General features: G+C 60.0%; 19 protein-coding genes. 7 read left to right on the top strand and 12 right to left on the bottom strand.

What is annotated here, in order from left to right:
* Positions 1 to 2: 2 nt before the first annotated feature.
* The gene (gene kdpB, locus A4E33_RS09395) at positions 3 to 2,108 is read left to right on the top strand and encodes a potassium-transporting ATPase subunit KdpB (protein WP_292347536.1); all 2,106 of its coding nucleotides are present in this window, start codon (positions 3 to 5) and stop codon (positions 2,106 to 2,108) included.
* A gap of 5 nt (positions 2,109 to 2,113) precedes the next feature.
* Complete coding sequence (locus A4E33_RS09390; protein WP_292347604.1) at positions 2,114 to 4,084, top strand: sensor histidine kinase KdpD; 1,971 nt, start codon at positions 2,114 to 2,116, stop codon at positions 4,082 to 4,084.
* Between the two features lie 771 nt (positions 4,085 to 4,855).
* On the opposite strand, the gene A4E33_RS09385 is transcribed toward A4E33_RS09390, so the two are convergent.
* Together A4E33_RS09385 and A4E33_RS09380 are read right to left on the bottom strand one after the other, a co-directional pair.
* Positions 4,856 to 6,232 carry a PEGA domain-containing protein gene (locus tag A4E33_RS09385; protein ID WP_292347534.1) on the bottom strand — a complete coding sequence of 459 codons (1,377 nt, stop codon included), beginning with the start codon at positions 6,230 to 6,232 and terminating at the stop codon, positions 4,856 to 4,858.
* Positions 6,233 to 6,292: 60 nt separating this feature from the next.
* Positions 6,293 to 7,330 (bottom strand): hypothetical protein, encoded by a 1,038-nt coding sequence (locus A4E33_RS09380; RefSeq protein ID WP_292347532.1) that lies wholly within the window; start codon positions 7,328 to 7,330, stop codon positions 6,293 to 6,295.
* Positions 7,331 to 7,506: 176 nt separating this feature from the next.
* Here A4E33_RS09380 and msrB point away from each other — a divergent pair, with 176 nt between their 5' ends.
* Positions 7,507 to 7,962 carry a peptide-methionine (R)-S-oxide reductase MsrB gene (msrB, locus tag A4E33_RS09375; protein ID WP_292347530.1) on the top strand — a complete coding sequence of 152 codons (456 nt, stop codon included), beginning with the start codon at positions 7,507 to 7,509 and terminating at the stop codon, positions 7,960 to 7,962.
* Positions 7,963 to 8,048: 86 nt separating this feature from the next.
* Here the strand turns inward: msrB and A4E33_RS09370 are convergent, their stop codons facing one another.
* From A4E33_RS09370 to A4E33_RS09335, 8 genes are all read right to left on the bottom strand, one after another.
* Complete coding sequence (locus A4E33_RS09370) at positions 8,049 to 9,455, bottom strand: amino acid permease (RefSeq protein WP_292347529.1); 1,407 nt, start codon at positions 9,453 to 9,455, stop codon at positions 8,049 to 8,051.
* A gap of 31 nt (positions 9,456 to 9,486) precedes the next feature.
* Complete coding sequence (locus A4E33_RS09365) at positions 9,487 to 9,957, bottom strand: GNAT family N-acetyltransferase (RefSeq protein ID WP_292347527.1); 471 nt, start codon at positions 9,955 to 9,957, stop codon at positions 9,487 to 9,489.
* Between the two features lie 233 nt (positions 9,958 to 10,190).
* Entirely contained in the window at positions 10,191 to 11,060 is an 870-nt protein-coding gene (locus A4E33_RS09360; RefSeq protein WP_292347526.1) for a class I SAM-dependent methyltransferase, read from the bottom strand.
* Between the two features lie 63 nt (positions 11,061 to 11,123).
* Positions 11,124 to 12,305, bottom strand: coding sequence for an ABC transporter permease (locus tag A4E33_RS09355; protein WP_292347525.1), 1,182 nt, complete (start codon positions 12,303 to 12,305; stop codon positions 11,124 to 11,126).
* Positions 12,302 to 12,979: an ABC transporter ATP-binding protein gene (locus A4E33_RS09350; RefSeq protein ID WP_292347523.1), complete on the bottom strand. Its 678-nt coding sequence runs from the start codon at positions 12,977 to 12,979 to the stop codon at positions 12,302 to 12,304. The genes A4E33_RS09355 and A4E33_RS09350 overlap by 4 nt, the downstream gene beginning before the upstream one ends.
* An 8-nt stretch (positions 12,980 to 12,987) precedes the next feature.
* Positions 12,988 to 14,163 carry a hypothetical protein gene (locus A4E33_RS09345; RefSeq protein ID WP_292347521.1) on the bottom strand — a complete coding sequence of 392 codons (1,176 nt, stop codon included), beginning with the start codon at positions 14,161 to 14,163 and terminating at the stop codon, positions 12,988 to 12,990.
* Complete coding sequence (locus A4E33_RS09340) at positions 14,164 to 14,832, bottom strand: Yip1 family protein (RefSeq protein ID WP_292347519.1); 669 nt, start codon at positions 14,830 to 14,832, stop codon at positions 14,164 to 14,166.
* A gap of 266 nt (positions 14,833 to 15,098) precedes the next feature.
* Positions 15,099 to 15,899, bottom strand: a complete 801-nt coding sequence (locus A4E33_RS09335) for a hypothetical protein (RefSeq protein WP_292347517.1) — start codon at positions 15,897 to 15,899, stop codon at positions 15,099 to 15,101.
* Positions 15,900 to 16,045: 146 nt separating this feature from the next.
* On the opposite strand from A4E33_RS09335, the gene A4E33_RS09330 reads away from it, so the two are divergent.
* Positions 16,046 to 17,404, top strand: a complete 1,359-nt coding sequence (locus A4E33_RS09330; protein WP_292347515.1) for a TrpB-like pyridoxal phosphate-dependent enzyme — start codon at positions 16,046 to 16,048, stop codon at positions 17,402 to 17,404.
* Between the two features lie 22 nt (positions 17,405 to 17,426).
* Positions 17,427 to 18,524 (top strand): ATP-NAD kinase family protein, encoded by a 1,098-nt coding sequence (locus tag A4E33_RS09325; RefSeq protein WP_292347513.1) that lies wholly within the window; start codon positions 17,427 to 17,429, stop codon positions 18,522 to 18,524.
* A gap of 253 nt (positions 18,525 to 18,777) precedes the next feature.
* Here the strand turns inward: A4E33_RS09325 and A4E33_RS09320 are convergent, their stop codons facing one another.
* Positions 18,778 to 20,019: an OFA family MFS transporter gene (locus A4E33_RS09320; protein ID WP_292347511.1), complete on the bottom strand. Its 1,242-nt coding sequence runs from the start codon at positions 20,017 to 20,019 to the stop codon at positions 18,778 to 18,780.
* A gap of 107 nt (positions 20,020 to 20,126) precedes the next feature.
* On the bottom strand, positions 20,127 to 22,019 hold the full coding sequence (gene acs, locus A4E33_RS09315; RefSeq protein ID WP_292347509.1) for an acetate--CoA ligase: 1,893 nt from the start codon (positions 22,017 to 22,019) through the stop codon (positions 20,127 to 20,129).
* 198 nt (positions 22,020 to 22,217) lie between these two features.
* On the opposite strand from acs, the gene A4E33_RS09310 reads away from it, so the two are divergent.
* Entirely contained in the window at positions 22,218 to 23,135 is a 918-nt protein-coding gene (locus A4E33_RS09310; RefSeq protein ID WP_292347507.1) for an ADP-ribosylglycohydrolase family protein, read from the top strand.
* Between the two features lie 75 nt (positions 23,136 to 23,210).
* Complete coding sequence (argC, locus tag A4E33_RS09305; protein ID WP_292347506.1) at positions 23,211 to 24,197, top strand: N-acetyl-gamma-glutamyl-phosphate reductase; 987 nt, start codon at positions 23,211 to 23,213, stop codon at positions 24,195 to 24,197.
* Positions 24,198 to 24,201 lie beyond the last annotated feature (4 nt).

Genomic DNA, 24,201 nt, shown 5'->3' with positions numbered 1-24,201 from the left:
CCATGCCCGGCGCAGGAAAACCTTCCGGCCAGGGCACCTTTGATGCCGGCCTCTACCAGCGTGGGATAGCGGACGCTTTCCGGAAGCTCGACCCCCGCCAGATGGCCCGGAACCCGGTCATGTTCGTGGTGGAACTGGGCAGTGCCCTGACCACCCTCCTCTGGCTCCAGGCCCTCACCGGCCACGGTGAGGCACCGGCCGGGTTCATCGGGGCGATTGCGGCATGGCTCTGGTTCACGGTCCTCTTTGCCAACTTTGCCGAAGCCCTTGCCGAGGGAAGGGGCAAGGCCCAGGCCGAGTCCCTGAAAAAGATGCGGCAGGACACCGTTGCAAAGAAGCTGGCCACGGGATTTACCATCATCAAAGGCCGGGAGCCGGCAGCGGCAAGCTTTTCCGAGGTCTCGTCATCCTCGCTCCGGAAGGGGGACCTCTTCTACGTGAAAGCCGGCGATACCATCCCGGCAGACGGCGAAGTGGTGGAAGGGGTTGCCTCGGTCAACGAGAGCGCGATCACGGGCGAGAGCGCCCCCGTAATCCGCGAATCCGGCGGGGACCGGAGTGCGGTCACAGGCGGGACGGTGATCCTCTCGGACTGGCTCATCATCCGGGCAAGCGCCAATGCCGGCGAGGGTTTCCTCGACCACATGATCGGGCTTGTCGAAGGTGCGAAACGGCAGAAGACCCCGAACGAGATTGCCCTCAACATCCTCCTCATCGGCCTGACCATGGTCTTCCTCGTGGTCTGCGCAACGCTGTGGGCGTTCTCGGTGTACAGCGTGGGGGCTGCAGGAAGCGGCGTGCCGGTCACCATCACGGTGCTCGTGGCGCTCCTGGTCTGCCTTGCCCCGACCACCATCGGGGGACTCCTCTCCGCCATCGGCATCGCAGGCATGGACCGGCTGATCCGGCGCAACGTGATCACGACCTCGGGCCGGGCGATCGAGGCCGCCGGGGATGTCGACGTGCTCCTGCTCGACAAGACCGGCACCATCACGCTCGGGAACCGGCAGGCTGTGGACTTCATCCCGGTGGACGGGACAACGATCGATGAACTTGCAGAGACCGCCCAGCTGGCATCGCTTGCCGACGAGACACCGGAAGGCCGCAGTATCGTGGTCCTTGCCAAGGAGAAGTACGGGCTCCGGGGCAGGACCGTCGGGTCTACCGGGTCCGGCCCGGCCATGCAGTTTGTCCCGTTCACGAGCCAGACCCGCATGAGCGGTGTTGATTATGACACTACGCAGATTCGCAAAGGGGCAGCGGACGTGATGTATACGTACATCACCGCTGTTGGCAATACGGCATCGGACGACCTGAAACGGGAAGTCGACACCATCTCCCGGGCCGGGGGCACCCCGCTCGTGGTTGCCCGCAATGGCCGGGCGCTCGGGGTGATCCACCTCAAGGACATCGTCAAGGGCGGGATGAAGGAACGCTTTTCCCAGCTCCGGCGCATGGGCATCAAGACCATCATGATCACGGGCGATAACCGCCTGACCGCAGCAACCATCGCGGCCGAGGCCGGTGTGGATGATTTCCTGGCCGAGGCAACGCCCGAGAGCAAGCTCGCCCTCATCCGCGAGTACCAGACCGGGGGGCGGATGGTGGCGATGACCGGCGACGGGACAAACGATGCCCCGGCGCTTGCCCAGGCCGACGTAGCGGTCGCGATGAACACGGGGACGCAACCGGCCCGTGAGGCCGCGAACATGATCGACCTCGATTCCAACCCCACGAAACTTATCGAGATCGTGGAGATCGGCAAGCAGCTCCTCATGACGCGGGGAGCCCTCACCACCTTCTCGATCGCCAACGATCTTGCCAAATATTTCGTCATCATCCCGGCAGCCTTTGTAAGCACGTACCCGGCGCTTGCCGCCATCAACATCCTCGGCCTGCACAACGCGATCCTCTCGGCGGTCATCTTCAATGCCCTGATCATCGTCTTCCTCATCCCGATTGCCCTGCACGGCGTCGCGTACCGGCCCATGTCGGCCGAGGACGCCCTCAGGAACAACATCCTCCTCTACGGTGCTGGCGGGGTTATCGCCCCGTTCATCGGCATAAAGATTATCGATATCCTGCTCGTACTGCTGGGTGTGGGTTGATCGCCATGCCTGCCCTTCCCGAGTACCGCCCGGACCCTGACACCCTGCTCGCCTGCATCAGGAACGAAGAGCGCCGGAAGAAACGGGGCAAGCTGAAGATCTTTCTGGGATACATCGCGGGGGTCGGGAAGACCTACGAGATGCTCAGGGCCGCCCATCTCCGCATGACGGAAGGGGTGGATGTCCGGGTGGGATATGCTGAAACACACGGGCGCCGGGAAACGGAAGCCCTGCTCGAAGGTCTCACCATCATCCCCCGGAACATGATGGAGTACCGGGGAGTCCTGCTGCCCGAGTTCGATCTCGATGCAACCCTGAAATGCCGTCCGGCACTCGTTCTGGTTGACGAGCTTGCCCATACCAACGTCCCCGGCTCCCGGCACCTGAAGCGCTACCAGGACATCGAGGAGCTGCTCGATGCCGGCATCGATGTGTATACCACCCTCAATGTCCAGCATATCGAGAGCCTCAAAGACGTGGTGGCGCAGATAACCGGCGTCATTGTCCGCGAGACCGTGCCGGACCGGGTGATCGATGAGGCGGACGAGATCGAGGTCGTGGACCTTGCTCCCCCTGAGCTCCTCCAGCGCCTGAAGGAGGGAAAGGTGTATGTCCCCGAGATGGCTGCGCAGGCCATCGAGAAGTTCTTCAACGAGGGGAACCTCTATGCCCTCCGGGAACTCGCGCTGCGCCGGGCAGCCGAACGTGTCGACGATCAGATGCTTGCCTACATGCAGACCCGGGCCATTCCCGGGCCATGGGCCGCCGGGGAACACCTCCTGGTCTCGATTGGCCCCGGTCCGCTCTCCGAGCGGCTGGTGAGGACTGCGCGGCGGCAGGCCGACCGGATGGGAGCCCGGCTCACCGCGATCTATGTCGAGACGCCGGCCCATCACCGCCTCTCCCGCGAAGGGAAGGAGCAGCTGACCCGGACCATGGAACTTGCCCGCAAGCTCGGCGCAGAGATGGTCACGGTCTTCGGGTTTGGCATTGCCTCCTCCGTGCTTGACTATGCCCGGCGGAACAATATCACGCGGATTATTGTCGGCAAGACCCTCCGGCCCCGCTGGCAGGAATACCTGTTCGGTTCCATCGTGGACCAGCTCATCCATGACAGCGGGACCATCGATGTGTACGTCATCAGCGCCGAGGAACATACCCCGCAGATGATCGGTGACATCGAACACCTGCTCCCGGCAGCCCCGCCCGCCGACTACGTTGCCGCACTCGTCCTCGTTTCCCTGGTTGTTGTCCTTGGCTGGTTCATCAGGGACTTCATCTCCCCGACAAACCTCGCGATGCTCTTCCTCCTCGCGGTCGTCGTCATCGCGTTCCGGCGCGGCCTGCGCCCGGCCATCTTCACGGCTGTCATCGGGGTGCTGGCGTTCGACTTCTTCTTTGTCCCGCCGTACCTGACATTCCGGGTCACCGATACGGAATACCTGATCACCTTTGCCGGGATGATCATCGTCGGCGCCCTTGTCAGCATCCTCGTCACCCGGGCGCGGGATAACGCCATTGCCGCCCAGCGGCGGGAAAAGGAGACCGGCACGCTCTATGCCCTCTCGCGCGATCTGGCGGCAGCCCCGGACGAGTCCGCCATCATTGCGGCCGGGACCCGGCATATCTCCGGGATCTTCGGCTGGGAGAGCGTTGTCCTGCTTCCCGGTAAAGACGGGCTCTTCCCCGCTGCATCTCCTGAAAGGCTCTCCCTGAGTGGTGACGATATTGCAGTGGCGACCTGGGCCTTCCGGCACAATGCCGTTGCGGGGTACGACACGGACACCCTGCACGGCTCACGGTTAAGATATATTCCCCTGACCGGATCTTCGGGTGTCATGGGAATCCTTGGTGTGCGGCCGGTGGAGGCGGAGGGGATCATCACCCACGAGCAGGACCGGATCCTCACGGCAATCGCAAGCCAGATGGCTGCGGCGCTGGAGCGGGTCCGGATCGCTCACCCCCCATCTGTCTGACATCCCTCTCGTATCACCCTCTCCCTTTCCTAAGAAAATCCGGGCCTGTATGTATTCTGAAATCGATCAGCACTTGAAAACCCGGAAAAATGGAGTTCTCACAGGAGGAGCGCAAAATCGGATCCCGATTTTCGTACGAAAATCGACCAGCGATTTCCAGATTGCAATCGCACCCATGATCGCGATCAGAAAATTTTCCGGATCGATCGCGATCCGATTTTGGTACAGAAATTGATCAGCGATTTTTCCGGAAAAATCGATCCCCGGTTTCAAGATGAAAATCGATCCGCGATTGAAAACCCGGAAGAATGGGGTTCTCACAGACGGAGTACGAAATCGGATCCCGATTTTTGTACGAAAATCGACCAGCGATTTTCAGATCAAAATCGATCCCCGGTTTTTGTTTTCAAATCGATCAGCGATTTTCAGATCGCAATCGCAGCCATGATCGCGATCAGAAAATTTTCCGGATCGATCGCGATCCGGTTTTGGTACAGAAATTGATCAGCGAATCTCAGATCAAAATCGATCCCTGATTACACTTTTGGTTCAAGAAAAGCTGGTTTAATCCGATGATTCGTACATCAGCCGGGCCTGGTGACACGCACCTCTCTCTGGCGAGGCCATCCGGAGCCGGGCCCCGGGCAGATACCGTGCCGGCCTCAGCATAAGTATCGGAAGCTGAAGAAACGGGACGGGGATCCCGGGCAGGGAGGACTCCCGGCTCTGCCCGTACCAGTCCCGGCCGGAATCTCGCAGATACGCCGACCATCAGGGTACCAGTTTCCACGATCCCCTGTACAGGACTGCAAGCATAGTGTACGAGCGGGAGGATTTCGACTGCCCCGAAAGTGTTTCATCCATGATGACGGTCATCCGGTACGCGTCGGTGATATTGCTCCGGCAGAGGGCGTTCTGCGTGGCATCGCCCGATTGGCAGATCGGGAACGGTTCCTTTGCAGTCACCATCATGTTCGCGAGAGTAATGCCTTCGCCATTTTTCCCGAAGGTCCGTGCCGAAGCGGAGGTTGCGTTCTGCATCATCGCGGTTTTCTGGTCATCCGGCATCAGGGCGTACATGAGGAGCAGGTCCAGGCCGGTGGCTGCGTCCCCGCGATCCATTGCCGTGAAATACGAGTACACCGCTCCCTCCGGTGAGTTCCCTCCGGAGGTGATGGCGTACGGGACCGCCGGTGAACCCGGGGATCCGGAACCAGTTGCCGGAATGGCAGCGGTCGTCGCCGAAGTGGCAGGCCGGGCTGCCTGCACTCCCTGCGCCGGTGCGCTTCCCGGCGGCACGAAGACTGCCGCTGCACCGATCCGAGGCCGGATCTCGACCGTCAGGGGATCGCTGAACGGGATCGCCTGTCCCGGCCCGGGGATAAGGACCAGCGTGAACTGCTCGTTCCGGTCAACCGCGTTGTCCGCGTAGGAGTTGAGTTTGTTATTGATGTTCCAGCTCCCGGCCCGGGGATAAATGCCCTGGTTGTAGAGGGGCGTGTCCTGCTTCAGCACGACGATGTTCTTTTTACCGGCGATCACCACGTCCGCTCCATCGAGCGGGAACGGTTCAGGGTCATCGGCCGCGTCCCTGCCGATCGTGACGACGATGTCCGATACGGATGAGCCCGAGGCATCGATCCGCCACCCGCCGGCATAGAGCCGGTTGCGGACGGCCCCGGTATTAAGATCCGTGACCGTTGAATATTTTTTCCCGGGGACTGCAGGAAGCGGGGTCAGGGTAAAAGCGACCGTTTCCTTTGACCCGGGAGAGACCGAGATGTTGCGCTGCTCGTTAATGTACCCGTCAGAGCGAAGGGCGACCAGGTAATAGCCCTCCGGAAGATCCCCGAGTTCCAGGGGCGTCACGCCTTTCTCCGCACCATTCACGGACACATGTGCGCCTGCCGGCTCCGAGCTGACAAGCAGGGAACCGGTCTGGGTGCATCCCGCCGCAAGCACCAGGACCATAACCAGAAAAGAGGCCATGGCCACCATGCAGGGTCCCTGCCGTGTGCCCCCTGTGCCCCGTTCCGTTCCCGACCGCCCGGCCCGACAGGATGACCCGCATTCGTCCTGCCATGCCACGGTCTTCCTTCCGGAAGCCCCGGTTCCCCTGTCGTCCCACCCGTTCATAATCAACTCCATGCAACCGCACCGGTAATAAAACCAATGCATGACAGTATTGCAACGGCCCGGGCCGGGGGGTCAGCTCCCGGCTGTTGTGTCCGGATAGGCAAAGAATACGCCCGGGGAATTCCGGAGACCCGCCCGGGAGGCCTTCTTTTTCAGCACATCATAGATGACCGGGAGATGCAGGGGGCTGATGAACATGCCGAACTTCATGGTGATCCTCTCACCGGATTCCCCGGACAATTCTATCACCGGGCCCGAATCCCAGGCGGTCTGCGTATCGTGGTAACAATACCGTACTGCGGTTATCCTGCTGTACTCCATCTCGTTCCAGAAAAAATGATGCCGGCAGGATATCCGGTCTTCGGTCAGCCGGATCGCGGGCATGATAAAGAAAAGATACACGAGCAACAGGCCTGCTATAATCAGGGAGAAAAATACCCTTACCTCCATCGTCTCCGTGGAATATGCGAAAGCCGCGAGATAAAAGAAGTGAGCGATGAGCGGAAGAAAGATGACGGACATCGTGAAGAAAAAAACCGGGTTTACCCGCAGGGTGAGAGGAAGCGAATACGGTCCCGGCTGCAGGTCCTTTCTCCACGCAGTTGTGTCCGAATCGGTAAAGAATTTCTCCTGGGAATTACGCAGATACGCCCGGGGAGCTTTCTTTTTCAGCACATCGTAGATAATCCAGAGAGTTGCAGGGAAGACAAACATACCGAGGTTGATGGTGATCAGGTTACCAGAATCCCCGGATAATTCAAGCACTGGGAATTTTGCAGCCGCATCTCCGCCGGTCAGGTAATAATACCGTACTGATGTGATCCTCGTGTACTCCATTTCACTCCATTCAAACCAGGCCCGGTAGGATATCCTGTCTTCGGTCAGCCGGATTGCGGGCATGACAAAAAAAAGATAACAGAGCCCCATGCCCGCGGCGATCAGGAAAACCGGTGTCCAGTCCTCCATGGTTACCAACGGGATACCGGTGGCAAAAAACAGGAGAAGCGCAATGAGGAGCAGAAAAATGACAGAAAACAGGATGAATGAACTCCGGGGGACCCTGATGGTGAGTGGAAGCGTGTAGGGTTCCGGCGCGGGTATCGGCTGCATGTTCTGATACCGGTTCTGTTGCATCTCTATGACATAAATATATCAGCTCAGGATGAAACCAGGGGAACAGATATTGCTTGGGATGGCAAGTACTCGTCCCGGATTGCAGAATCCCCCGATGCCCCGACGCGAGGTTTTATCCTCTCACGTATCCGTGGGTTATTCAGGAGAGATACATGCAGGGGAAAATTCCGATATTCTCGGTAAAATCCGGGCGGGTGGAGCTCGTGGAACCGATCGTAAAGACCGGGGAAGAATGGAAAGCCATTCTCCCGAAGCAGACCTTCGAGATTGCCCGGCAGCAGGCAACGGAACCGGCCTTCACCGGCGCATACCACGATTCCCATGAGGACGGGATCTTCACCTGCGCATGCTGCGGCACAGACCTCTTCGATGCGAAAGCGAAGTTCGATTCCGGGACCGGGTGGCCCAGCTTCTCATCCCCCGTTGACCCCCGGAATGTCCGGACTGCAGAAGACCGCAGCCACGGGATGGTCCGGACCGAGGTCCTCTGCTCCCGCTGCGGCGCCCATCTCGGCCACGTCTTCCCCGACGGCCCCCCTCCGACCGGTAAAAGGTACTGCATGAACTCGGGAGCGCTGAAGCTGGTGAAGCGGTACGCCTCGAAGTAACACGGGGAGATCTGCCGGAGGAGTATAAGGGTACACCGCCACCATTTGGCGGATGCGGGGACTGGTAGAGCCCATGAGGCAGGGGCTCAGCCCTCAGCCCCGGCCCGCCCGATCCGGCTGTGCTTCCTGCTGTAGAGGAAGTAGATGATGCACCCGAGGGCCATCCAGACGACAAACCGGACATGGGTGATGAACGGCAGGACGACGATGAGGTACCCGCAGAGCGCGATTGCGACCAGCGGGACGAAGGGGACAAGGGGGCAGCGGAAGGGACGCGGGATCTCCGGGCGGGTGGAGCGGAGGATGATGACCGATACGGCAACGATCGTGAACGCGACGAGCGTCCCGATGTTGACCAGCTCGACAATATACGTGATGGGGACGAACCCGGCAATGAGCGAGGCTACGACGCCGATGAGGAGGATGCTCATGGCCGGCGTCTGCGTGCGGGGGCTGATCCGCATGAAGACAGGCGGCAGCAGGCCGTCGCGGGAGATGGCAAAGAGGATCCGGGTGGCGCCGTAGTAGACCACGATGATGCCGGCGAGGAGGCCCCCGACCAGCCCGGCGGAGATGAGGGCCTCGCCGAAATGTGCCCCTGCGTACCCGAGGGCATATACCGCAGGTGCGGCGGTGCTGCTGTACTCGTAATACGGCATGATGCCGGTCAGCGTCAGGGTGACGAGGATATAGAGGACGATGGCAATCGAGACCGACAGGATGATCCCTAAGGGAACGGTCCTCTGCGGGTCCTTTGTCTCCTCTGCTGCCGTCGAGATCGCATCGAACCCGAGGAATGCGTTGAACGTGATGGCAGCCCCGAGCATGATCCCGGAGATCCCGAATGGCATGAACGGGCTCCAGTTCGCCGGGTTGATATGCGGGATGCCGATGACTAAGAATATCCCGAGGACCAGGCCTTTGACGACGATGGCTGCGGTCGTGGCCTGCACGCTTTCCTTTAAGCCCCACCAGGTCAGGATCCCGACAGAACAGACGAGGAGGACCGCCGGCAGGTTGACGAGGCCACCGTCTGCCGGCGCAGACGTGAATGCAGGGGGCAGGTCTGCGCCGGCAAGCTTCAGGAAATCCGCAGCATAGGCAGACCAGCCGATCGCCACCTCGCTTATGAGAAGAACGTACTCGAGGATCAGGTCCCAGCCGATGATCCATGCCGCAAACTCGCCGATCGTGATATAGGAGTACGAGTAGGCACTGCCGGCGATCGGCGCCATGGCAGCGAACTCGGCATAACAGAGGCCGACAAGGATTGCCGTGATCCCGGCAATGACAAAGGAGAGGACGAGCGCCGGGCCGGCATATTTTGCCGCAGCAATCCCGGTGACAACAAAGATGCCGACACCGATGATCGTGCCAAGACCGAAGAGGACTATGGCCGGCAGGGACAGGCTCCGGGGGAGCGCGGAGTGCTCCCGTTCATACTCCCGGATGATTGCCGGACTCGTTCTCCTGAAGAGATCGTGGAATGTCATGAGTCGTTATCCGGAGTATCCCATACGTGGATCAAAGCTCCTCCCGCCCGATCCGGTACGCATACCACTCCAGCCGTTTCCCCCCTTCGTTCTCGTAGAACCGGATGGCCGGCTCGTTCCACGTGAGCACCTGCCAGTCCATCCGCCCGCAGCCGCGTTCACGGGCAATGTTCCTGCAGAACGAGAAGAGCTCGCGGCCGATGCCCCGGTGCCGGAACTCCTCCCGGACAAAGATGTCCTCGAGATAGAGCGAGGGCCGGGCAAGGAAGCTGGAGTAGGTGTGGTAGAACGTGACGTACCCTGCCGGCACCCCATCAGCCATTGCCAGGTACGCCTCGTACCGGGGCGGATCCGAGAATGCATCGGCAAAGAGACGCCCGCGTGCCGCTTCATCGGGCGGGTCGAGGTGTTCGTATGCGGCGAGTCCCTCGATGAGCTTTAAAAGTTCAGGGAAATTCGCCGGCGTTACCGGTACAATGCGGGTCCCGGGAATGGTATCCATCCGTTGATCATTGGCGTGCAGGAAAAAAGGATGTTTGGATAGCGGGCCCCCTCGCGCCCGTCCTGTCCCCCGGTGCGGGAAGCGGGAGCGCATTGCGATGCCCCGGGTTTCCTGCAACGGATTTTGGATAGTATGGTGTACGGTAATACGGCATTATCGTAACCGGGGATGCCACAGCGGCGGGGGCGGAGCCGCCGGGCGACGCCCCCGGGAGCGTCAGAGAGGCTGCCGTCTTATTCGGATGACTTCTTCTTCCACCACATATGTGCAAACACCGAATCCCCCGACACGACCACCTCGCCGTCACGCTCCCGGACCAGCGGCGTGATATACTCCTGCACGATCCGCTGCTGCTCCGGCGTCTTTGCCGCGAACCGTTTGCAGAAGAACCCAAGCATCTCCTCCCGGCTCCCGAAGCGGTACTCCTTGGGCAGCGTCATCATGGTGACATCGGGATAGATGCCTGTCTGGCAGAGGACACCGAAGAGGCAGTCCGCCTTCGGCCCCGGGTGGTACTTGCGGCCGTGCAGGGGCTCCTGGAGGTCCGCCGACATCCGCTCCCAGAAGGGCATGTCCACGAACCAGAAGAGGTGGACAGAACCCGAGCAGGCGGCGTCCATTTTCAGGAGCGCCTCCCGGATGTCGTGCATGGTGAGCGACAGCGATGCGATCACGATATCGTACGGGCCGTCAAGGTCGCGGGCGATATCGGTGTCCTCCCACAGCTTCTGCACGCAGGCGATATTCCCGATCCCCTCGCGCTCTGCATGGGCCTTCAGGACACTGATCATCCCCGCGCCGGGCTCAACAGCAGTGATCTCCTTCACGAGCGGGGCGAGGGGGATGGCGAGGGTGCCCGGCCCGGCCCCGATGTCCAGCACCCGCATCTCCTTCGTTGCACCGAGGGCCGCGATGGTCGCCCTTACCCGCTCATCATACTCATTACGGGCATTCGCATCGTACCGCTCGGCATTCTCCTTTTTGCTCCAGTCGTGGGTTCTGTCCTCCTGGACTTTTGAGGAATCATGGAGGATCTGCTGCTGTTTCCAGACCTCGTTCCAGTCGGGATCCACGCAGGGTGCCTGGGCGGGCGCCGGGTTCATGGCATACCGTATGGAGCTGCCCGGTAAAAAAGATCGCGGATGGTACCGCAGAGGAGATACCCGTTACTCGTGCCGGAGTGCGTCAATGGGATTCATGTTCGCCGCCTTCCATGCCGGGTAGATCCCGCAGGCGATACAGACCACGATCCCGAATGCCACACCCTGTGCAATGGAGATCGCGTTCGGGATGGTAAAGAGATACTTGGTCGACTTTAAGATGAGCACGTTGATGGCATATCCCCCGAGAAGGCTCATGACTCCGCCGATCGCGCTCCCGACAACGCCGATGATGACCGCCTCGTACACGAACATGCTCATCACCTCCTTCTTCTGGGTCCCGATGCTCCTCATGATACCGATCTCCTTGATCCGCTCGCTGACCGACATCATCATGATGTTGAAGATCGAGACTCCGGCAACGATCATGGATATCCCGCCGATAGCGACAACGAACAGCGTGACCTGGCCCACCATATCGTTGATTGCGCCGAGGACAACCTTGCTGTCCATCGCCATGACCACCTTGTCCCGCTTGTTCATCTGCTTCTCGATGGTGGTGGTGATCGCTGCGCTGTCCTGGCCCTGTTTCACCTTGACGACGACATTGTCGTAGTCCTTCCGGTCGTAGGAATTTTCAAACCAGTCCCGGGTAACGACAACGGCATTGTCCGTGCTGATATCAAAGCTCATCCCGCGTTGTTTGATGATGCCGGTGACGCGGAGGGTCCCCTTTGAGCCGTCCGAACCCAGGGAAATCCGGGACCCGACCTTGATGTTGTTGTCCTTCGCAAAGGTCGATCCCACCATGCACCCGGAATTGGCATTGTTATTACTGCCGGCTTCCAGGTCGAAACGGAGATCGGGGATGTACTGAGGGTCTACGCCATATACCGTGGCGATGATATCGTCGCCACCAACGCCGATCTTCATGCGTTCCGATGCCGATTGCACCGGAACTGCCACGTTGGGAGCGACGACTCGTTTGATCTGCTGGAACTGCTGGTCCGTGATCCTGAGGTTCGCGATATTTCCCCCGCCCATCCCGGCGCTCCCGAAATACGGGTACACGACGACGCTGTCCCCGACAGACGAGATGGTCTCGGAGACCATGGCTACCATGGCGTTCCCGAGGATTCCCATCGATACGATGGCAACGACCCCGATCACGATGCCGAGCATGGCGAGAGCCGAACGCAGGAAATGGACCCGGATGTTGCGCTTGGCGATCTCCCAGAAGATGCTCATGACACGATCCTCCCGTCGGCGATCCGGATCGTCCTCCTGGAGTAACTCGCGATATTCGGATCATGGGTGACCATGATGATGGTCGTGCCCTTGCGGTTGAGGTCGCTCATCAGCTCCATGATGCCGGCGCCGGTCTTCGAGTCCAGGTTGCCGGTCGGCTCGTCGCAGAGGAGGATGTCGGGATTGTTGATGAGGGCCCGGGCGATGGCGACCCGCTGCTGCTGGCCCCCGGAGAGCTCGGTTGGCGTGTGGGTGAAGAGCTTGTCGTCCAGCTGGACTGCCCGGAGCACCTCCTTCCCCCGCTCGGGATCAACCCCCTTCCCTGTCTTGAGCATCATGGGGAACGTGACGTTCTCGATGATGTTGAGGAGCGGGAAGAGGTTGAAGTACTGGAAGATGAACCCGATGCGGTCCCGCCGGAGGCTTGTCAGCTCCGCATCGGACATGTCCCGGATCGCGTTTCCGCTGATCCAGATATCGCCGGATGTGGGGGTATCGAGGCACCCCATCAGGTTGAGGAGCGTGGACTTGCCCGAGCCGGAGGGTCCCATCACCGAGATGAACTCCCCCCGGTCCACCTGGAACGAGACGCCGTCCAGTGCCACGACATCGCCTGCCGGGAGCGGGTACACCTTGACCACGTCCCGGAACTGCATGACCGGTAGGTTGTCCATGGGTGCGGTCACTTCGTGTTCTTTCTCAGGCGGTAGATCCAGAAGCCGACAAAGGCGAGGATGACGACGACTGCCGCCGCAACGGGCACCAGGTTCTGGGAGCTGTCCCCGGTCGCGGATATCGAGGCAGCTCCGGACGAGGAGATCTTCACGTTCTGGACCGAGCGGTAGATATTCCCGTCATCATCCTTGTAGGACATCTCGATGGGGACGCTGGTGTTGCCAGGCTCTGCGGTGAACGTGATCTCGAAGCTGCCGAAGTCGTCCGGCTTGAGCGCACCGACAACGTATGTCTTGTACGGGTCCTGCGGCACCGCGGGTGCAAGGGACGTGACCATGACGGTATTGGCGGTCTCGAGGCCGGCATTATTGACATCGCCGGTTACCGAGTAGACACCGCCGGTGCTCGTTACCTGCACGTTGCTGACGACCGGGTTGGCCTGTTTCTTGTCCACGCCGAACTGCACCGGCAGCTCAAGGGTGGTTGTGTGGGGATTGTTGCCGTTATTGTAGCTCAGCGTCACCAGTGCGGTGCCCGCCTTTTCGGGAGTTACCGAGATATTGACCGGCATTTTCCCGCCACTGCCGAGATTGCCGATAAACACCCGGCCGGGCGTCGCCGAGATGCCGTCGCCGGCCACGTCAAGGATGACGTTCGTCACGTTGTTTGTCCGCGGGTTGGCAACCTGGAAGTTGATGGTCCGTTTCTTTCCCTGCGTGAACGCATCCGGCTTGTCAAGGACGGTCAGTTCCAGCGGGGTATTGTCCACCCTGACCATTGCCCGGTAATAGAGGCTGTCCGCATCCCGGAAACTGAGGGAGAACGTCGGGTAGTACGTGCCTTCGAATGCATCGGTGGCCACGGAAAAGATAAAGGGCCGGGTCTGGAGCGGCCCGATATTTGCCGAGGTATCGTAGGGATCGCTCGTGCGCCGGATATTCTGGTCTCCGATGGTTGCATGGTTCACCACAACACTCTGGTTGGTATTCCCGTTGGTCACGTACACCGTAACCGTCCCGCGATCGCCGGTAAAGAACGAGCCGGGATCGAACTCAGCTCCCGATACGTACACATTACCGGCCGTTACTATCGACTCGGGAGTCATAAATGCAAGCACCATGCCGGGCATGAGGCTGAGCAGCACGAGGAGGAAGGCAATGGTCCTGCTTTTTCTGAATTTCATTTACATTACCCCGAGATTGTACGTCAGGTACAGGACCCAGAGGACGATCGGGACACCGACACAGACAGCCGCGTCCCTCGGCGAGAGGCCGCGGGCGTGTTTCATGCCGAAGATCCAGATGTGGGCGCTCCAGAGCATGAAGACGATGGAGACGAGCGTCGTGATCTGCGTCAGCTCCATCATGGCCGGGTCGTGCATGAATGCTTTTGTTGCTTCCTGCATGACTGCCGGATCCTCCAGTGCGGCTTTCGTGAGGGCCGGGACAGTAATCCTCGGGATATACATGACCGCTGCAATGAGCGTTATGAGGGAACCGATGATCTGGGGGAGATACCCGTATCCCACGATCTCAAGGACACGGTTGAAGGATCCGCTCCCCCTGAAAACGGCCGATATACCGTAAAAGATCCCGGCTGCAATGAGCCAGAAGATGAACGTCCCGATCAGGGCGCCGAGGGTGGCGGAGATGGAGATAATCGCATCCATGCCGGGCATCACGCCCGCCATCATCTTTGCACTCAGCCCGCCCATGAGGTAGCCGTAGACGGCTCCTACAATGGCGCCCGCAAGGACGATGAGGGCAGGTGTCTTCAGGTTTTCTTTCTCTGCGATCACGCTGCCGAAAAATGCATCCGGGTTGGTCAGTACTTCTGGGAGAGATGAACTCATTTTTACACCATATGTCTGCTGGATAACGATGAGTGTCCTGCCGGAGAACTCGTCAACATATTGATGTTGACACTATAAATGGTTTCTGAGGGTTTTTCCACGTCAGAGGGCGCAGGGAAAATCCGGTTTTCCCCCGCAGGGCATTTCCTGCAGGCAGCTGCCATCCGTACCCGGCCGGTCGTCTGTATACAGATACTCGCTGCAGGGTAATAAGATAACGATAAAAAAACGGGTAGTGCCGGGACCAGGACCGGTACTGCAGGGGATCACGAGCCCGACTGGGCCTCTGACAGGGCTTCCCGCGCCTTCTCGACCATGTTCTGCGCCGCGGTGATCTTCGGTTTTATCGTGCCGAACTCTTTCTTGTCGAATGCGGCCTGCGCTTCCTTGTACAGGGCCTCTGCACGATCGATCCGGCCTTTCGGTTTTGTCACGTTCGTTCCTTCGCTGCCGGCCATCCCGATCTCTTCCTGCACGGCAAGGACCTGCCCGTAGAGGTCTTCGAGCATGCCCCGGTACTCGTCTGCCTTTGCATTCTCCTCCTCGAGCTTCTGCCGGCCTTTCTCCCGGATTGCCTCCTTTGCCTCCTGCTGCCCCTGGATGATGTACTGGAGCTCGTCCTCGACCTCTTTTATCGTCTGTGCCAGAACTGCGGCGAACTCGGTCCGCTCGTTCTTGGACTCCTCCCATCCGCTGTATGCACCGTATGCACCGCCGGTCGCGGCCCCGCCAAGAGCACCGGCAAGGGCATCGCCGACGCTCTGGTCCTTCCGCAGGATATTTCCGATCAGGCCGCCAAGGCCAGCCCCGGCAACAGCCCCGGCAACGCCCTTCGTTATCTCCTTGCGCTCGCGTTCGACCGTGTAGGACACCTTGACATTGTCGTTCTCGACCGCGATGTCCAGTTTTCCCTGCTCGTCTGTGTGCTTGACATGCATCCGGGCGGTGGTTTCCTTGAGATCCTGCTGCGTGATCTCCGTGCCCTTCAGGGCAAGGTGGGACATCAGGCGCTCGGTGAAATCCTGGTACTGGGAGGCGACACCCTGGCTGTAGTAGATGAAGACCATGATGGTTCGATATACATTACGGCAGATGCTCGGAAAAAATATTTGATTTCAGGCTTGGAATGGACCCGGATTCCATGTGCAAAAGAATACACAATTAAGCATTTGTGTGCCACAATGTATATATTTGTACAGAGTAAGTACTGAGTATGAAGACCAAGATCCTGCTCGAAGAGGATCAGATGCCGAAGAAGTGGTACAATATCCAGGCGGACCTGCCGTCGCCACTGGCACCCGATCTCCACCCCGCTACCCACAAACCGGTGGGACCCGATGACCTCAAGGCCATCTTCCCGATGGAACTCATCAGACAGGAAGTCTCGACCGACCGGTATATCGACATCCCGCAGGAAGTCCAGGAAGTCCTGCACCTCTGGAGGCCAAGCCCGCTGTACCGCGCCCACCGGCTGGAGAAGTTCCTGAAGACCCCGGCGAAGATCTACTACAAGTGGGAGGGCGTGAGCCCTGCGGGGAGCCACAAGACCAACACATCGATCCCGCAGGCGTACTACAACATGAAGGCCGGGATCGAGCGGATTGCAACCGAGACCGGCGCCGGGCAGTGGGGATCCGCGCTGGCGTTCGCGACCATGCTCTACGATCTCGACTGCACCATCTACATGGTCAGGTCGAGCTATACCCAGAAACCCTACCGCAAGTCGATGATGCATGTCTGGGGAGCGGAGTGCATCCCGAGCCCCAGCACGAAGACGAACTCGGGAAAGGCTGTGCTGGACAAGGACCCGGACACCCCCGGGGCGCTCGGGATCGCGATCTCTGAGGCCGTCGAGGACGCCGCAACGCACGCCGACACCAACTACGCGCTCGGCTCCGTGCTGAACCACGTCTGCCTCCACCAGACCATTATCGGTCAGGAGTGCCGGGAGCAGCTCGCGATGGTCGACGACTACCCGGACGTTGTCATCGGCTGCGTTGGCGGCGGATCGAACTTTGCCGGGATCTCGTTCCCGTTCGCGGGCGACAAGATGACCGGGAAGCACAAGGATGTGGACATCATCGGCGTTGAACCGGCATCGTGCCCGACCCTGACGAAGGGTGTCTTCACGTACGACTTCGGGGACGTTGCCGGGCTGACCCCGCTCCTGATGATGTACACCCTCGGCCATGACTTCATCCCGCCGTCCATGCACGCCGGCGGTCTCCGGTACCACGGCGACTCGCCCATCGTCTCGCGCCTTGTCCACGACGGGGTTGCCCGGGCGGTCGCGTACCACCAGAGCGAGGTCTTCGATGCAGCCCAGACCTTCGCCCGCACGGAAGGGATCATCGTTGCCCCTGAGACCGCCCACGCAGTCAAGGGAGCCATCGACGAGGCGATGAAATGCAAAAAGACGGGCGAGGACAAGACCATCCTCTTCAACTGCTCCGGCCACGGCAACTTCGACATGTCCGCCTACGATGCGTTCTACTCCGGGCAGCTCGTGGACTACGAGTACCCGGACGAACTGATCAAAGAGGCCATCGGCCGTATCCCCAAGATACAATAATCCCGGCTGCTCATCTTTTTTCATGAAACGGATCGGTCTCATCGTCAACCCGGTTGCCGGGATGGGCGGGTCGGTAGGGCTGAAAGGGACCGACGGGAATGTTGAGGAAGCACGGCGGCGTGGCGCTGTCCCGCATGCCACGGACCGGGCAACGGCAGCACTCGGGCGTCTTGCAGGAAAGACGGATTTGGTATTCATCACCTGCTCCGGATCAATGGGTGCGGATGCCCTGAAGGGTGCAGGTATCACAGATTTTGAGGAGGTGTACCGGTATACCGGCGAGAGCAGCCAGGCGGATACGAAGAACGCCGTGAAAGCTTTTTTGAAAAACGGGGTGGACCTGGTCCTGTTCTGCGGGGGGGACGGGACGGCACGCGATGTCTTTGACATCACCGGCCGGGATGTCCCGCTCCTCGGCATCCCCGCGGGGGTCAAGATGTATTCCGCGGTCTTTGCCGTCGACCCGGCCAGTGCGGCGGACCTCGTGCAGGCATTCGACCGGCACCGCCTCAGGGATGCGGAAGTCATGGATGTCGATGAGGACGCGTACCGGGCCAATACCCTGAAGACCCGCCTGTACGGGATCGCCCGGACCCCGGCGCTTGCAGGGAAGACCCAGGCGGCGAAGGCAGTGTACGAGGAGGCGGACGAAGAGCGGGCAAAGGCCGCAATCGCCCAGTTCGTTGACGAGATCATGCTCCGGGGAACCCTCTACATCATCGGGGCAGGTACCACGACCGAGGCCATTGCCCGCCGGCTCGGGATAAAAAAGACCCTGCTTGGTGTGGATGCCGTCAGGGACCGGCGCCTTGTCGCAACCGACTGCGACGAGAAGACCCTCCTTGCCCTTGCGGACAAGTACCCCGATACCCGGATTATCCTCAGCCCGATCGGGGCGCAGGGATTTGTCCTCGGCCGGGGCAACCAGCAGATCAGTGCCGCACTCGTGCGGAAGGTCGGGATAAAAAATCTCATCGTTATCGCAACGCCCCACAAGCTCGCGGAGATTAAGCATCTCTATATCGATTCCGGAGACCCGGATCTCGACCGGGAGTTCGGGGACTCCCTTCAGGTCATCTCGGGATACCGGATCGCCCAGAGGAAGAAGATCCACCATTAGGTAACCGTAGAGTTTTTTTTGGAAAAAACTCAGTCAGAAACCCGGCTTAACAAGCGTTCAGACGTGAATAATGAAAAACAGGCAACAGCTGGAAATTACGATGGCCCCCCGCCTCAGGGCCTCTCCGAGACACGGCTGGGCCAGAGCAGGTTCCGTGAAACGCGTATTGAAAGCCGCCGCGGGAGAGCCCCTGCGGGGGCGGCGGCAACTATCCTAACCGGAAGTATGGGGGCATCAGGCCCCCATCATTCTATCATTTGGCGATATTTTCAGGGGAAACCTTCGGCGGCTTCAGCAGCGCGAACGCGATGACAAACCCGATCGCCGCGAGAACCGCGACGTACGGGAATACCCCGAGATAGGAGCCGGTCGAGGTCTTGATGAATCCTGCCAGCTGGGGCCCGGCAATGGCGCCGGCACCGTAGGCAAGGAAGAGCACGCCGTAGCATCGCGGGTAGTCGCAGGTGCCGAAGTAGCTGCCGCACGCGGTCGGGGCAATCGCGAGCCACCCTCCGAGGCAGCCCCAGAGGACGACAAAGGCAAGGAGGTACACCGGGACCGCCGGCACCTGCCACATCAGGACGGACACGGCCGCGATCAGGACGAACGAGAGCATGGCTGTGTTCCGGGGGGTGAGGCGGTCGGTGAGGGAACCGAAGACCGGCCGGCCGAAGCCGTTGAAGATCGCAAAGACCCCGACGAGGATCGTTGCGAGACCCGCCTCGATGCCGATATCCGAGCCGACAGGCTTTGCGATGCCGACCGCCATGAGGCCGGCAAGGCAGCCGATGAAGTAGCAGGCCCACAGCGCGTAGAACGAGGAAGTCTTGACCATCTCCTCGCGCCGGAGCTCGCAGGTGACCGCCCGGCCTGCAGCCGGCGCCGGGGGAGTCCACCCGGCGGGTTTCCACCCGGCCGGCGGGAACTTCAGCGGCAGGGCGAGGAGGACGGTCAGGATGACAAACGCGATCCCGAAGATCCTGAACGTTGTCATGACCCCGTACGCCCCGATCAGGTACGACGCGATGTTTGCCGTGAAGAACGCGGAGAAACCGAATCCGAGCAGTGTCAGGCCTACGGCAAGGCCCCGCCGGTCGGGGAACCAGCGTGCAGCAACCGCAACCGGGACGCCGTACGCGATCCCGACACCGATCCCGCCGACAACACCGTACAGGACATAGAGCATCGGCACCGACGTGGCAAACGACGCGAGCAGCCAGCCGAGGCCGGTCAGGATCCCGCCGACAATCGTGACATTCCGCGGCCCGTACTTCTCGATATATTTGCCGGCAAATGCCATGGTGATGGCAAAGAATAACAGGAAGACCGAGAACGGCAGCAGGACATCGTTCGCCGTCACCGCGAGCCCGAGGTCTTTCCTGAAGTACTCGGTGAGCGGTGCGACAAAGACGCTCCACGAGTAGATCGTGCCGAGGCAGAGGTTGATGAGCATCCCGGGGATGACCAGCACCCAGCGCCCTTTTTCCGCTTCCATTCCCATAATCGTTTCAGGTGAATTTTCCGTCATAATACCCTCTCGTCAGATCTCATTGTCTGTCGCATATCCCTCTGAGGGGATCCGGCCGAAAAACAAAGAGGAGTTTACTCCTCCAGCGTGGACACGTCGCCGGGGTCCATACCCATCTCTTTTGCCTTGAGCACCCGGCGCATGATCTTGCCGCTCCGGGTCTTGGGCAGCTTGTCCACGAAATCGATTTCATGGGGCATGGCGATCGGCCCGAGCGTGCTCCTGACATGGTGGAGCAGGTCCTGCCTGAGCCGGTCGCCTGGCTTGTTGCCGACCCGGAGAATGACGAATGCCTTGATGCTGTTGCCCTTGACCTCATCCGGCTTGCCGATGACCGCAGCCTCGGCTACCGCATGGTGGGAGACCAGCGCGCTCTCGACCTCGGCTGTCCCGATATTGTGGCCGGCAACGATGATGATGTCGTCCGATCGTCCCAGGATCATGATGTAGCCGTCCCTGCTTTTTACGGCAAGGTCGCCCACGGTATAAACACCGTCGATGGTGTACCAGTACTTGCGGTACCGCTCGTCGTCCTTGTAGACCGTACGGAGCATGGATGGCCAGGGAGATTTTACTACGAGCAGCCCGCCGGTGCCGGGTTTCACGGGCTTTCCCTCCTTGTCCACGACATCGGCTATTACGCCAGGGAGGGGTTTGCCGGCGAATCCCGGGTGCATGGGTTCGCCGATCACGGTTGTGATCATGATCATTCCCGTTTCTGTCTGCCACCAGGTATCCACGATCGGGCACCGCTTCTTCCCGATGACCCGGTAATACCATTCGAACGCTTCCGGGTTGAGGGGTTCGCCAACCGACCCGATGATCCGCAGGGAGCTCAGGTTATACTTGTCCGGCCACTCCTCGCCCATCTTCATGAACATCCGGATGGCTGTCGGTGCAGTGTAGAAGATCGTGATCTTCTGCTCCTCGATGAGGCTCCAGTAGCTGCCTGCATCCGGGTAATCCGGGGTCAGCTCCGATATGAAGACCGTTGCACCCACTGCAAGCGGTCCGTACACTATGTAGCTGTGGCCGGTGATCCAGCCGGGATCGGCGGTGCACCAGTAGGTGTCGTTCTCCTTGATGTCAAAGACGTTTTTACTGGTGTAATGGGTACCGACCATGTATCCTGCGCAGGTGTGAACGATCCCCTTGGGCTTGCCGGTGGACCCGCTGGTATACAGGATGAAGAACGGGTCCTCGGCGTCCATGACCTCAGGCTCGCAGGTGTCCGGCATTCCCGCCATCATCTCGTGGAAGTCGAGCTCGATCTCCTGGAGATCAACGAGCGGCTCCCGCCGCCGCAGCACGATGACATGCTCGACCGTGGGGGCATCGACCGTGGCCTCATCAACGATCGCCTTAAGCTGGATTGCCTTTCCGCGACGGATCGAGATATCCGCGGTGATGATGACCTTTGCCCCGGCATCATTAATGCGCATGTTCAGCGCAGCAGAGCCGAAACCACCGAACACGACGCTGTGGACTGCGCCGATACGGGCACAGGCAAGCATGGCTATGAGCTGTTCCGGGACAAGCGGCATATAGATACAGACGCAGTCACCTTTCTTCACACCGATTTTTTTCAGGGCGTTCGCAAAGCGGCAGACCTGGGACAGCAGCTTCTGGTACGTGAAGATCCGCTCGCGCCCCTCCTCCCCCCTCCAGATGAGGGCGACTTTGTTGCGCCGGCTGTTGTTGGCATGCCGGTCAAGACAGTTGAGCGTGATATTCAGCTGAGCACCAGTGAACCACTTTGCGTACGGGTAGTTCCATTCCAGTACCTTATCCCATGGCCTGATCCAGTCCAGTTCCTTTGCCTGGGCCTCCCAGAATTTTTCCGGGTTTTTCATAAATTCTGCATAGGCTTTCTGGTAGTCCGGCATCCAGGCATTTTTCCTGTACGCGGGATCGGGCGTGTACGATTTCACGTCCTCAACCAGTCTGACATCAAAGTCTTCCGTCATGTCACACCCATTTTACATTATTAATCATGTTGAACATCATATTTAAAATTTGTCGAATATGGTTTCGACAAAATCCAAAGGGTGATCCGGTTCTGTCCGTGCAGGGAAAATAGCAGCTCCCTGATTGGACAATGCGGGATTCTGTCCGCCCTTAAAAGATATAAGAAGGATTATCTGTCCGGGTTTTCCAATAGAGCAATGATGCTGAAGAAATTCACGGGGTGCCTCTTAGGCGCAGCGATCGGCGACGCGCTCGGCATGCCCAACGAGAGCACCTCACCCAATATCAACAAGATGAAGTACGGGTACAGGCGACCCTACAAGGGTCATCCCAACGAAGGCCTGAACCCGGGGCAGTATACTGACGACACCCAGATCATGATCCTGGTTGCAACCCTCCTTGCTGACGGTAAATACAACGAGGAACGGTACACCGCGGCACTCCGCGAACTGTACGGCAGGGGAGCACTGCGTTTCCCCGACGGATCGGTTTCTGCGGTCTGCGAGCACGTTGACCGGGAGAATGTGCCCCGCAAGGGTGTCAAGTCGACCACTGCCGGCTGCCTCCCCCTCGCGGTCCCCTTTGCCCTCGCGTTCCCCGATATGAGCGAAGCCTGCGAACGGGCAGTCCGGGCCTGCAATGTCACGCATACCCACCCGGCCGCCCACGCCGCGGTCTCGACCTTCGTGACTCTCCTGTACCATACCCTTCACGAAACGCCCGATCCGATTGGCAAGGCCCTTGCCAAGGCTCAGGTTGAGGATGAGGTGCTGGGAGGCAAGATCCGCAACGCGCTCGTTCTCGAGAAAGATGGAATGGAGACGGAGACCGCGCTCCTCAAGATCGGCAACGATGTCTCGGTCTTCCAGACCGTGCCGATTGCGTTCTTCCTGATCAGCCGGTATACCCACCCCCCCGACCTTCTCACAGTCGCAGCCAATACCGGGGGGAATACCGACACGATCGCGTTCCTCTGCGGGGCATATCTCGGGGCACGGGATGGTGCCGACAAACTCCCGGATGACCTGATCACCGGGCTCGAGGACCGGCAGCGGATCGAGCTGCTCGGCCAGCGGCTGTATTCCGTGTATTCCCGCAGGACCGGGCAGGCATAACCCCGCTTTTATTCCGCCGGCCTCCCCGTCTTCCCGTTAAGAACCATTAAATTTCCAGTAATCGGATATTTCTCCATGAAAATCGCGATTATCGGGGCCTCCGGCTATGCCGGTGGTGAGCTGGTCCGCCTCTTGGCTTACCATTCCGAGGCCGAGGTGACGTGCGCAACGTCGCGGAAACTTGCCGGTACTCCCCTTGACCAGATCCACCCCCACCTGAAAGGGTTCACGGATCTCACCTTCACGAATCCTGAGACCGATGCCATCGATGCGGACGTGGCATTCCTCGCGGTCCCTCACACGGCGGCGATGACCTATGCCGGCAAACTCCTGTCCCGCGGGATCAAAGTCGTGGACCTCAGCGCAGACTACCGGCTGCCGAAGGACGTGTTCGAGAAAGTGTACGATGTCAAGCACTCGGATTATTTCCCCGCACCGTACGGCATCCCCGAGCTCCATCGCAAGGAGTGCATCAACGCGAAGTTCGTCTCGAACCCCGGCTGCTTCCCCACGGGGGCAACCCTTGCGGCGGCTCCCCTTGCAAAATACGCCCACACGGTCATCTACGATTCCAAGACCGGTGTCAGCGGGGCGGGCGACAATCCATCGGCTACAACGCACTATCCCAACGTGGGTGATAATGTCGGACCGTACAAGTGGACGAGCCACCGCCACCTTGCCGAGATGAAGCAGGAGATGGCGTTCCTCAAATCGAAGGCAAAGGTCTACTTCACGCCCCACCTCGTGCCCGTGAACCGCGGCATCCTGACCACGGCACACATTCTCCTGGACGAGCCGATGGAGCAGAAAGAGGTCGAGAAGCTCTACCGCGACTTCTACAGGGACGAGTATTTCGTCCGGTACCAGAAGCCTGTCCTTGCTGCAGTCCGCGGGAGCAACTTCTGCGACGTCATGGTGGAGAGCGAAGGCCTGCGGGTCGTAGCCTGCTCGGCAATCGACAACCTGGTCAAGGGAGCGAGCGGCCAGGCCATCCAGAACATGAACCTGATGTGCGGCTACAAGGAAAACGACGGCCTTACCGGCGCCGGGATGTTCCCCTGAGCGG

Source organism: Methanoregula sp. PtaB.Bin085, assembly GCF_002067035.1.
Classification (GTDB): Archaea; Halobacteriota; Methanomicrobia; order Methanomicrobiales; family Methanospirillaceae; genus Methanoregula.
Note: the sequence above shows the minus strand (reverse complement) of the source record. Positions and strands in the feature narration are given on the sequence as shown.

What these genes read in the sequence shown, in the direction of transcription:
- kdpB (WP_292347536.1), top strand. Translation starts at nt 3, where the DNA reads ATGCCCGGCGCAGGAAAACCTTCCGGCCAGGGCACCTTTGATGCCGGC.
- A4E33_RS09390 (WP_292347604.1), top strand. Translation starts at nt 2,114, where the DNA reads ATGCCTGCCCTTCCCGAGTACCGCCCGGACCCTGACACCCTGCTCGCC.
- A4E33_RS09385 (WP_292347534.1), bottom strand. Translation starts at nt 6,232, where the DNA reads ATGGAGTTGATTATGAACGGGTGGGACGACAGGGGAACCGGGGCTTCC.
- A4E33_RS09380 (WP_292347532.1), bottom strand. Translation starts at nt 7,330, where the DNA reads ATGCAGCCGATACCCGCGCCGGAACCCTACACGCTTCCACTCACCATC.
- msrB (WP_292347530.1), top strand. Translation starts at nt 7,507, where the DNA reads ATGCAGGGGAAAATTCCGATATTCTCGGTAAAATCCGGGCGGGTGGAG.
- A4E33_RS09370 (WP_292347529.1), bottom strand. Translation starts at nt 9,455, where the DNA reads ATGACATTCCACGATCTCTTCAGGAGAACGAGTCCGGCAATCATCCGG.
- A4E33_RS09365 (WP_292347527.1), bottom strand. Translation starts at nt 9,957, where the DNA reads ATGGATACCATTCCCGGGACCCGCATTGTACCGGTAACGCCGGCGAAT.
- A4E33_RS09360 (WP_292347526.1), bottom strand. Translation starts at nt 11,060, where the DNA reads ATGAACCCGGCGCCCGCCCAGGCACCCTGCGTGGATCCCGACTGGAAC.
- A4E33_RS09355 (WP_292347525.1), bottom strand. Translation starts at nt 12,305, where the DNA reads ATGAGCATCTTCTGGGAGATCGCCAAGCGCAACATCCGGGTCCATTTC.
- A4E33_RS09350 (WP_292347523.1), bottom strand. Translation starts at nt 12,979, where the DNA reads ATGGACAACCTACCGGTCATGCAGTTCCGGGACGTGGTCAAGGTGTAC.
- A4E33_RS09345 (WP_292347521.1), bottom strand. Translation starts at nt 14,163, where the DNA reads ATGAAATTCAGAAAAAGCAGGACCATTGCCTTCCTCCTCGTGCTGCTC.
- A4E33_RS09340 (WP_292347519.1), bottom strand. Translation starts at nt 14,832, where the DNA reads ATGAGTTCATCTCTCCCAGAAGTACTGACCAACCCGGATGCATTTTTC.
- A4E33_RS09335 (WP_292347517.1), bottom strand. Translation starts at nt 15,899, where the DNA reads ATGGTCTTCATCTACTACAGCCAGGGTGTCGCCTCCCAGTACCAGGAT.
- A4E33_RS09330 (WP_292347515.1), top strand. Translation starts at nt 16,046, where the DNA reads ATGAAGACCAAGATCCTGCTCGAAGAGGATCAGATGCCGAAGAAGTGG.
- A4E33_RS09325 (WP_292347513.1), top strand. Translation starts at nt 17,427, where the DNA reads ATGAAACGGATCGGTCTCATCGTCAACCCGGTTGCCGGGATGGGCGGG.
- A4E33_RS09320 (WP_292347511.1), bottom strand. Translation starts at nt 20,019, where the DNA reads ATGGAAGCGGAAAAAGGGCGCTGGGTGCTGGTCATCCCCGGGATGCTC.
- acs (WP_292347509.1), bottom strand. Translation starts at nt 22,019, where the DNA reads ATGACGGAAGACTTTGATGTCAGACTGGTTGAGGACGTGAAATCGTAC.
- A4E33_RS09310 (WP_292347507.1), top strand. Translation starts at nt 22,218, where the DNA reads ATGATGCTGAAGAAATTCACGGGGTGCCTCTTAGGCGCAGCGATCGGC.
- argC (WP_292347506.1), top strand. Translation starts at nt 23,211, where the DNA reads ATGAAAATCGCGATTATCGGGGCCTCCGGCTATGCCGGTGGTGAGCTG.